This window comes from Methylobacterium sp. Leaf118 (genome assembly GCF_920984675.1).
Lineage (GTDB): Bacteria > Pseudomonadota > Alphaproteobacteria > Rhizobiales > Beijerinckiaceae > Methylobacterium.
In genome coordinates this window covers 1-8,771 of record NZ_CAKLBV010000103.1, presented here as the reverse complement: position 1 = coordinate 8,771, position 8,771 = coordinate 1, and the positions used below count along the sequence as shown (strand labels likewise).

The following is an 8,771-nucleotide window of genomic DNA, read 5'->3' as shown; positions in this document are numbered from 1 at the left end:
CCCGCCGCAGACCCCCGCTCAGGCCCCTGCGCCGGCCCGTCCGCAGGCCACGCCGGCGGCGCCGGTGCGGCCCGCCGGACAGGCGCCGGTCCAGGGCAAGCCGGGCACCCGCGACAATCGCGGCTGGCTGTCCGACCTCCTGACCCGCGCCTCGATCGACGACGAGGAGACGCCGGAGGCGCCCGCCCCCGAGGCGCGGCCGGCGGAGCGGCTCTCCCTCGACGCGATCTCGACCGACATCGCCCGGATGGTCGATCATCAGGCCTCGGTCGAGTTCTGGCAGCGCTACCGCCGCGGCGAGTCCAACCTGTTCGACGGCACGCTCTACACGGCCCAGGGTCGGCAGATCTTCGATCAGATCCAGCGCCGCTACCGCGCCGATGCCGAGTTCCGCCGCACGGTGGACCGCTATGTCGGCGAGTTCGAGCGCCTGCTCGGCGGCGTGACCAAGAACGACCCCGACACCCGGCGGGCCGACGCCTATCTCACCTCCGAGACGGGCAAGGTCTACACGATGCTGGCCCATGCCAGCGGGCGCTTCGACGAGGCGTGAGCGCGGGCGAGGGGACCGCGCGGCGGTTCCCTCCCCGCACGGCCCGGCGCCTGGCGCGCACGGACCGAAGATGTGCCCGCCGGCGACCCCCGCTCGGGACGCAGCCGGTGCCGCGAGGGAGGCGGGTCCGGGCCTCGGCCCGCGCGGTGGAGACCGGCATTCGCAACACGCCGGTGCGTCACGAAGGCCGAGACGGACCCACCGGCGAGGGCCCCCGCGACGGCAGGGGGCCCTCGTCTGTGCCGTTGTCTTCCGAGGATCGGGGGCTCCGGGCGCCCTCCCCTCGGGGCAAGCGCGCCACTCGCCGGGGGGCGACCGGCGGCGGCGTCAATCGGCCCGGGCGTTGACCTCGAGCTTGTCCAGCACCGCGGCCGGGGTCGGGGCGGTGCTGACATCGACCATGCCGAGGCCGTCGCCGCTCTTCGCCTTGGCGCTGATCGAGAGCGTGCCGGGCTTGGCCACGAACTTGCCCATGGCGGCGCCGATCGCCTTGGCGGCGGCGGAGTTGCCGAGGATGATCGGCACGCCGATCACGCTCGCGGTCACGTATTCCTTGCGCAATTCGTCGGGCTTGAGGCTCAGCACCTGCGCCTGGGCGGCGATGAAGCGCTCGAACAGGCCACCATTCTCGAGCGTCAGGTCCAGGGCCTTGGCGGTGGCCGAGAGCATGGCGAAGCCGGAGACCGCCGCGTCGGGATCGAACACCTCGGGGCCGATCCCGCCCAGCGTGGCGTTGACCTGCAGGCGGCCCATATCCTTGCCCGACAAAGACAATTCCTTGAAGCTCAGCTCCCGCGTGCCCTCGTTCCAGGCGGTGTCGGCCACGAGGTCGAGGTCGAGGTCGCGGTAGCCGTAGAGGCCCAGCGAGCCGAGGCCCGGGACGCTCTCCACCGCCGAGGCCGGCAGGGTGAGGCCGTTCAGGGACAGGCGGGTCGCGGTCGGCACCCCGTCCTTGGGGGGGCCGAAGCTCACGCTGCCGCCGCGCACGCCGAGCTGCATCGGCGCGGCCTTGGCCGCCGGGTCGGCGCCCGGGGCGGCGAGGGCGAGGCCGAGGCCGGACAGGGTCAGGGTGCCGATGACGGGGGTGAGGCGGCGCAGCTCCGCCTCCTGCGCCGCCGGGTCGAGGGCCGGAGGCACGCCCTTCTCGGCCGGCTTGTCGGCGGGGGCGGCCTTGTCCGCGGGGACCGCCTTGGCGAGCCGGCGCAGGGTCGCGATGGTGGGCTCCAGCGAGAAGCCGGTCAGCCCGAGCCGGGCGAGCCGACCGCTCGCTTCCGCCGAGCCGAAGGAGAGGTCGGAGAGCGCGAAGCCCGCCTCCGCCCCGCCGCCCGCATAGGTCATCCGGCCGATGCCGACGGAGACCGGATCGGGCCCCTTCACTTCCTTCACGGTGAGGTCGCTCGCCTCGAAGCTGCCGACGGAGACCGATTCGGCGAGGTCGGCGAGGAGGCCGGCGGCGCGGGCGCGCTTGGCCGGGTCGGCCTGCGACAGGTCGGCGCCCGACAGCGATTCCACCGCCCCGGACCACGTCGCCGGGGTCTGGCGCCCGGCGAGATCGCGGCCCGCGATCCGGGCGATCGAGACCGTGGTGCCGCGCTCGTCGATGAAGGCGATGCTCTCCACCGCGAGGGAGGCGTAGAGCCGCTGGAAGCCGCTGCGGGCGTCCCCGGCCTCGGCGTAGAGGCGGGCGAGCGCGGTGAGGTCGACCTCCTCGGCCCGGATCTTCCCGTAGCTGCCGCTGCCGGCGCCCGGCTGCCCCGCCGCCTCGACGGACAGGGTCGCCCCCGCGGCGGTCAATTCGCTGATGCGCCCGCCATGGACGTTGCGGGCGGTCACGTCGCGGTAGGTCACGATCTGCCGCTTCGGGCCGCTGCGGCGCTCGACCCGCAGTTCCGGCATGGTCAGGCTGCCGGCATCGAGGCGCTGCAGGCGGGTGCCCCAGGACTCCTTGGCGTCGGAGCGGAAGATCGCGAGCAATTCCTCCTTCGACAGCCGCGTGCCGCTCACCGCGACCCGGGGGGCGCTCACCGCCGTGTCGCCGAAGGCGAGGACGACGTTCTCCAGGACGAGGTCCTGCACGGCGGAGGCCGCTTCCTGCGCCGCCGCCGGCGCCACCGGCGCAAGGGGGGGCAGCAACGTCGCCCCCGCGGTCACCAGCGCCGCCGCGCAGGCCGGAGCGAGCAGCGCCCGCGGGAGGACGGGACGGCGCGTCGATGGCGTCATGGCTGGATCGGATCGGGAGCTGACGGGGAGGGAAGGCCGTGTGGGGCTCCATCCCTGCCGGTTTTCCACAGGCGTGGCAATCGCGCGGGGGCCACGAAAGGGGCCGACCCGCCGCGACCCGGTTCAGATCGCGAAGGAGGTGCCGCAGCCGCAGGAGGCGGTGGCCAGCGGATTCTCGATCTTGAAGGACTGGCCGATCAGGTCGTTGACGAAGTCGATCGTGGCGCCGCCCATGTATTCGAGCGAGACCGGATCGACCAGCACGGTGGCGCCGTCGCGCTCGATCACCACGTCGTCGCCCTCGCGGGCGCGGGTGATGTCGAAGGCGTAGGAGAAGCCCGAGCAGCCGCCGCCGTTCACGCTGATGCGCAGCGACGAGCCCGGGGGCTCCGTGCCCATGATCTCGTTGATGCGCTTCGCGGCGCGGGGGGTCAGGGTGATCTCGGCCATTGCAGGGAAGGTCCCGTCTCGAACCTGTGTGTCGCGGTTCGCCCGCGATTGCCGCGGACGCCCGACACACAAGATATGAGGCGCGGCGGCGGGCCGCAACGCGGCCGATCGCGGGGTCGACCCGCGGCCCGGTCGGGGGCGGTCCCGCGGCGGTCGAGGCAAGTGAGGGTCCTGTGCGGCAGAACGGCGAGCGTTGGCGGGCGCCCTACGCGACCGATCCGGGCGCGACCCGCGGGCGGCGGATCCCCGAGCCGTCCTCGCCGACCCGCAGCGACTTCCAGCGCGACCGCGACCGCATCATCCACTCGACCGCGTTCCGGCGCCTCAAGCACAAGACCCAGGTCTTCGTGCATCACGAGGGGGACCATTACCGCACCCGCCTGACCCACACCCTGGAGGTCAGCCAGATCGCCCGGGCGCTCGCCCGGGCGCTGGGGCTCGACGAGGATCTGGCCGAGGCCTTGGCCCTGTCGCACGATCTCGGCCACACCTGCTTCGGCCATACCGGCGAGGATGCGCTGCACGCCTGCATGGCCGCCCATGGCGGGTTCGACCACAACGCCCAGGCCCTGCGCATCGTGACGCGGCTGGAGCGGCGCTATGCCGGGTTCGACGGCCTCAACCTGACCTGGGAGACGCTGGAGGGGCTGGTCAAGCACAACGGGCCGCTGCTCGACGCGTCCGGCGCGCCCGTCCGGCGCTACGCCGCCATCGGCGTCCCGGCGGCGGTGCTCGAGTACAACGCGCTCCATGACCTGGAATTGTCGCGCTTCGCCGGTCCCGAGGCGCAGGCGGCGGCGCTCGCCGACGACATCGCCTACGACGCCCACGATCTCGACGACGGCCTGCGCGCCGGGCTGTTCGACCTCGACGACCTCGCCACCGTGCCGTTCCTGAAGGCCCTGCTCGACGAGATCGAGGCCCTGCATCCCGGCCTGGAGGCCTCGCGCCGCATCCACGAGCTGGCGCGCCGGGTCATCACCCGCTTCGTCGAGGACGTGATCCGCGAGGGCGAGGCCCGGCTCGCGGCGCTCGCGCCGGGGCGCGTCGCCGAGATCCGCGGGGCCTCAGCCCCCGTCATCGCCTTCTCGCCGGCGATCGCCGAGGCCGATGCCCAGATCAAGCGCTTCCTCTACGCGCGGATGTACCGCCACCCGGGCGTGATGGCGGTGCGGGGCAAGGCGTCCGGTATCGTCACCGACCTCTTCGCCGCCTTCCGCGACGATCCCACGCGGATGCCCGCGGAGTGGAGCGAGGGGCTGGCCGGAGCGAGCGAGGCCCGCCGGGCGCGGCGCGTGGCCGATTACATCGCCGGCATGACCGACACCTACGCGGTGCTGGAACACGGGCGGCTGTTTGCCCGCACGCCCGATCTCCACTGGAGCCCGCCGAGCCGCGGGCTCCCTCTGACGGAGCCGTGAGGCCCGCTCACTCGCAGACGCAAGGCGTCCCGTAGCCGGTGTTGTAGCTCGGGGCGTAGCCGTAGGCGGCGGGGGCGTAGCCGGTCCCGTAGGCCGGCGCGGCGTATCCGTAGCTGCCGTAGCCCGATCCATAGCCCGAGCCGTAGGCGGCACCGGACAGGGCGCCCGCGGCGAGGCCGACGCCCAGACCCAGGCCGGCCCCCGCGAGGCCGAGCCCGGCACCCCGGCCATAGGAACCGCGCCAGCCGTAGCCGCCATAGCCGCCGCGATCGCCCCAGCCGCCGCGATGCCCGGCGAAGCCGCCGTGGTGCCCGTAACCGCGATGCCCGCCGAACCTGCCTTGATGGCCGAAGCCGCGATGCCCGCCGAAACCGCCCTGGTGGCCGAAGCCGCCGTGATGTCCGAAGCCGCCGTGGCCACCACCGACATGGCCACCACCGACATGGCCGCCGCCGACATGGCCGCCGCCGTGACGCCCGCCATGGCCGCCGTGATGGCCGAAGCCGCCGGCCTGGGCTGCGGCGGGCAGGAGGACGAGGGCGGCGAGCGCGGCGCCCGAGAGGACGAGGGTTTTCATGGTCGGACCGATCTCCGGTGGCGATGGCACCGGTCACAACGCCGCCTTGGGCTGCGATCCGCAACGATGCGTTCTACCGAGGGGCGGACCCGTCCCGGAGAAAAGCGGACGGCCCCTCCTCCCCGCCCCCGAGGTGACCCCGTGAGCTCTGCGCCCCGAGCCTCCCGCGAGACCCGCGCCGCCTATCCCCGCCACGTGCCGCTCGCCACGCGCTGGGCCGACAACGACGTCTACGGACACCTCAACAACGTGGTCTACTACGCCCTCTTCGACACGGCGGTGAACGGCCTCCTGGTCGAGGCGGGCGTCCTCGACCTCGCCGACGGCCCGGTGATCGGCCTCGTGGTCGAGACCGGCTGCCGCTATTTCGCCCCGGTCGCCTTCCCCCAACCCTTGACCGCCGGCGTGCGGGTCGCCCGGCTCGGCCGCTCCAGCGTGCGCTACGAGATCGCGATCTTTTCTCACGCCGACGCCGAGGCCGTCGCGCAGGGGCATTTCGTGCATGTCTACGTCGATCGGCACACCCGCCGGCCGGTGCCGCTGCCGGACGCGATGCGGGCGGTGCTGAGCGTGCTCCTGCGCGCGCACGGCGAGGCGCCGTGACACCCCCGGCCCCCGTTGCTATGCCCCGCCCCTGACTTCCGGCCGCCCGACCTTTTCGCCGCGCGGCCGCGCCAGCGGAATCGCGATCGACCCATGAACATCTTCGCTCTCTTCGAGACCCGCCTACGCGAGGCCCTCGAAGCCCTCACCCGTTCCGGTGCGCTGCCCGCGGGGCTCGACCTGTCGCGCGTGCTGGTCGAGCCGCCGCGCGATCCCAGCCACGGCGATCTCGCCACCAACGCCGCCCTGGTTCTGGCCAAGGACGCCCGGCAGAACCCCAAGGTGCTCGGCGAGGCGCTGGCGGCGGAGCTGCGGCGCGATCCCCGCATCGTCGAGGCCAGCGTGGCCGGGCCGGGCTTCCTCAACCTGCGTCTCGCCCCCGAGATCTTCCAGGAGGTGGTCCGGGCGGTGCTGCGCGACGGCGAGGCGTTCGGGCGCGGACAGATGCCGGGCGGGCCGGTCAATATCGAGTACGTCTCGGCCAACCCGACCGGGCCGATGCATGTCGGCCATGGCCGCGGGGCGGTGTTCGGCGACGCGCTGGCCAATCTCCTGGCCGCCGCCGGCCGGGACGTGACGCGCGAATACTACATCAATGACGCGGGCGCGCAGGTCGACGTGCTCGCCCGCTCCGCCTTTCTCCGCTACCGCGAGGCCCTCGGCGAGACGATCACGATCCCCGACGGGCTCTATCCCGGCGACTATCTGAAGCCGGTGGGCGAGGCTCTCGCCGCGGCGCAGGGCCGGGCGCTCCTCGACCAGCCCGAGGCCACATGGCTGCCGCTGGTGCGCCGCTTCGCCATCGACGCGATGATGGACATGATCCGCGCGGATCTGGCCGCCATCGGCATCCGCCACGACGTGTTCTTCTCGGAAGCCACGCTCCAGGGCGCGGGCGGCCAAGGGGACAACAAGGTCGCCGCGCTGCTCGACGCCCTGCGGGAGAAGGGCCTCGTCTACGAGGGCCGGCTGCCCCCGCCCAAGGGCCAGCTGCCGGAGGATTGGGAGGACCGGGAGCAGACCCTGTTCCGCTCGACCCCATTCGGCGACGACGTCGACCGGCCGCTGCTGAAGTCCGACGGCTCCTACACCTACTTCGCCTCCGACATCGCCTATCACCGGGACAAGTGGCTGCGCGGCGCCTCCGAATTGATCGACGTGCTCGGGGCCGACCATGGCGGCTACGTCAAGCGGATGCAGGCGGCGGTGACGGCGGTCAGCGACGGGCAGGCTCGGCTCGACGTCAAGCTCTGCCAGCTGGTGCGACTTTTGCGCGCAGGCGAGCCGGTCAAGATGTCGAAGCGCGCGGGCGAGTTCGTGACCCTGCGCGAGGTCATCGACGAGGTCGGCCGCGACGCGATCCGCTTCATGATGCTCTACCGCAAGAACGACGCGACCCTGGACTTCGACCTCGCCAAGGTGGTCGAGCAGTCGAAGGACAACCCGGTCTTCTATGTGCAGTACGGGCATGCCCGGCGGCACTCGGTGCTGCGTCAGGCCCGCGAGGCGATGCCGGGCGAGGACGTTTCGCGCGAGAGCCTGTGCGCGGATGCCGACCTCTCGGTGCTCACCGATCCGGGCGAGATCGAGATGATGCGGCTGATTGCGCAATATCCGCGGGTGCTCGAATCGGCGGCGGCCGCCCACGAACCCCACCGAATCGCGTTCTATCTCTATGAGACCGCCAGTTCGCTCCATAGTTTCTGGAATAAGGGCAAAGACTTGCCGCAATTACGGATTGTTAATCCAACCGACAGAAAGTCCACCCGGGCCCGCTTGGCCCTCGTGGAGGCCTTGGGTTGCGTGCTCGCTTCCGGCCTCGCGGTTCTGGGTGTCTCCGCACCCGACGAGATGCGGTGACGCCGACAGGCGTCGGTGAGAGGATGAGGCCATGACGGGACACGCATCGCGCGCGACGGTCGATTTCGACGCCTTCGAGCGTGAGCTGCGTCAGTCCGGCGCCGAGGCCCGTGCGGAGGCCCAGCCCGGGGCTAAGCCTGCCGCCAAATCCGCCGATCCCCTCGCCGAACTCGCCCGCATCGTCGGTCAGGACGACCCCTTCCGCGCGCTGCTCGAGGCTCGGGAGAAGACGCCCGCTCCGGCCGGCGCGGGCCGTCCGGGCCGGGTCGAGCCGACCTTCGTCGACGCGCCCGCCCCGCCGCAGGACAGGCAGCCCGCCATGACCGCTCCGAACGATCCCCCCGCTGCCCAAGGCACCGCTCACGGCGCCTCCCAGAGCCCGGCCGACGCCTTCGACCAGTATCTGGCCTCCGTCGAGCAGGGGCTCTACGCCAACGGCCAGCCCGACGACCCGGCCGCCTTCGCCGAGGCCGAGGCGGGCTACCGCGCCGGTCCGGTCGAGCGGCCCCGCGGGCGCGGACGCCTCGTTCAGGTCGGGGCCGGCCTCGCGGTGCTGGCGGTCTGCGTCGGCGGCGCGCTGGCGTGGCGCGGCACCCATGGCGGCGGCAGCGGCGGGCCGATCACCGTCCTGGCCGACAAGACCCCGCTGAAGGTCCAGCCCGCCGCCACCGACGGCGTCGAGATTCCCGACCAGAACAAGCAGATCTACGACCGCACTGCCAAAGACGGCCAGATCCGCATCGTCAACCGCGAGGAGCAGCCGCTCGACGTGAACCAGGCCGCGCGCTCCGCCACCGCGCGCAGCGAGGGGACCAATCCCGGCCAAGGCGGCGCGACGCCGGGTCAGGGCGGCCTGCTCACCGATTCCCTCGGTGAGCCGCGCCGGGTCCGCACCGTCTCGGTCAAGCCCGACACCCCCGTCCTGAACCCGCCCCAGGCGCAGGCGCAGGCGCCGGCCCAGGCGCACAGCGAAGCCGCGCCGGTCTCGCCGATCCCGACCATGACCCTGCCCGACAGCGGCACCACCCCCGCCGCTACGCCGCGCCGGCCCTCGCGCACCCTCGCCTCCGCGCCGGCCGCGGACGCC

General features: G+C 72.9%; 8 protein-coding genes. 5 read left to right on the top strand and 3 right to left on the bottom strand.

Features of this window, described 5'->3' with window-relative positions; genetic code table 11:
- The coding region (locus LW587_RS23220) for a hypothetical protein (RefSeq protein ID WP_232631950.1) at positions 1-553 on the top strand (553 nt) is incomplete at its 5' end.
- 327 nt (positions 554-880) lie between these two features.
- On the opposite strand, the gene LW587_RS23215 is transcribed toward LW587_RS23220, so the two are convergent.
- Both LW587_RS23215 and LW587_RS23210 read right to left on the bottom strand, forming a co-directional pair.
- The gene (locus LW587_RS23215; protein ID WP_232631949.1) at positions 881-2,773 is read right to left on the bottom strand and encodes a hypothetical protein; all 1,893 of its coding nucleotides are present in this window, start codon (positions 2,771-2,773) and stop codon (positions 881-883) included.
- A gap of 123 nt (positions 2,774-2,896) precedes the next feature.
- Positions 2,897-3,223 carry a HesB/IscA family protein gene (locus LW587_RS23210; RefSeq protein ID WP_232631948.1) on the bottom strand — a complete coding sequence of 109 codons (327 nt, stop codon included), beginning with the start codon at positions 3,221-3,223 and terminating at the stop codon, positions 2,897-2,899.
- A 173-nt stretch (positions 3,224-3,396) separates the two neighbouring features.
- On the opposite strand from LW587_RS23210, the gene LW587_RS23205 reads away from it, so the two are divergent.
- A complete protein-coding gene (locus LW587_RS23205; RefSeq protein ID WP_232631947.1) occupies positions 3,397-4,644 on the top strand; it encodes a deoxyguanosinetriphosphate triphosphohydrolase in 1,248 nt (415 codons plus the stop codon).
- Positions 4,645-4,651: 7 nt separating this feature from the next.
- Here the strand turns inward: LW587_RS23205 and LW587_RS23200 are convergent, their stop codons facing one another.
- Positions 4,652-5,221: a hypothetical protein gene (locus LW587_RS23200; RefSeq protein ID WP_232631951.1), complete on the bottom strand. Its 570-nt coding sequence runs from the start codon at positions 5,219-5,221 to the stop codon at positions 4,652-4,654.
- A 141-nt stretch (positions 5,222-5,362) separates the two neighbouring features.
- Between LW587_RS23200 and LW587_RS23195 the strand changes: the two genes are divergently transcribed.
- The 3 genes from LW587_RS23195 to LW587_RS23185 all read left to right on the top strand — a co-directional run.
- The gene (locus LW587_RS23195) at positions 5,363-5,824 is read left to right on the top strand and encodes an acyl-CoA thioesterase (RefSeq protein ID WP_232631946.1); all 462 of its coding nucleotides are present in this window, start codon (positions 5,363-5,365) and stop codon (positions 5,822-5,824) included.
- 93 nt (positions 5,825-5,917) lie between these two features.
- On the top strand, positions 5,918-7,684 hold the full coding sequence (argS, locus tag LW587_RS23190) for an arginine--tRNA ligase (protein WP_232631945.1): 1,767 nt from the start codon (positions 5,918-5,920) through the stop codon (positions 7,682-7,684).
- 31 nt (positions 7,685-7,715) lie between these two features.
- The coding region (locus tag LW587_RS23185; protein WP_232631944.1) for an SPOR domain-containing protein at positions 7,716-8,771 on the top strand (1,056 nt) is incomplete at its 3' end.

Excerpts from the sequence above, each read along its gene's own strand:
- LW587_RS23215 (WP_232631949.1), bottom strand. The coding sequence starts at position 2,773 with ATGACGCCATCGACGCGCCGTCCCGTCCTCCCGCGGGCGCTGCTCGCT.
- LW587_RS23210 (WP_232631948.1), bottom strand. The coding sequence starts at position 3,223 with ATGGCCGAGATCACCCTGACCCCCCGCGCCGCGAAGCGCATCAACGAG.
- LW587_RS23200 (WP_232631951.1), bottom strand. The coding sequence starts at position 5,221 with ATGAAAACCCTCGTCCTCTCGGGCGCCGCGCTCGCCGCCCTCGTCCTC.
- argS (WP_232631945.1), top strand. The coding sequence starts at position 5,918 with ATGAACATCTTCGCTCTCTTCGAGACCCGCCTACGCGAGGCCCTCGAA.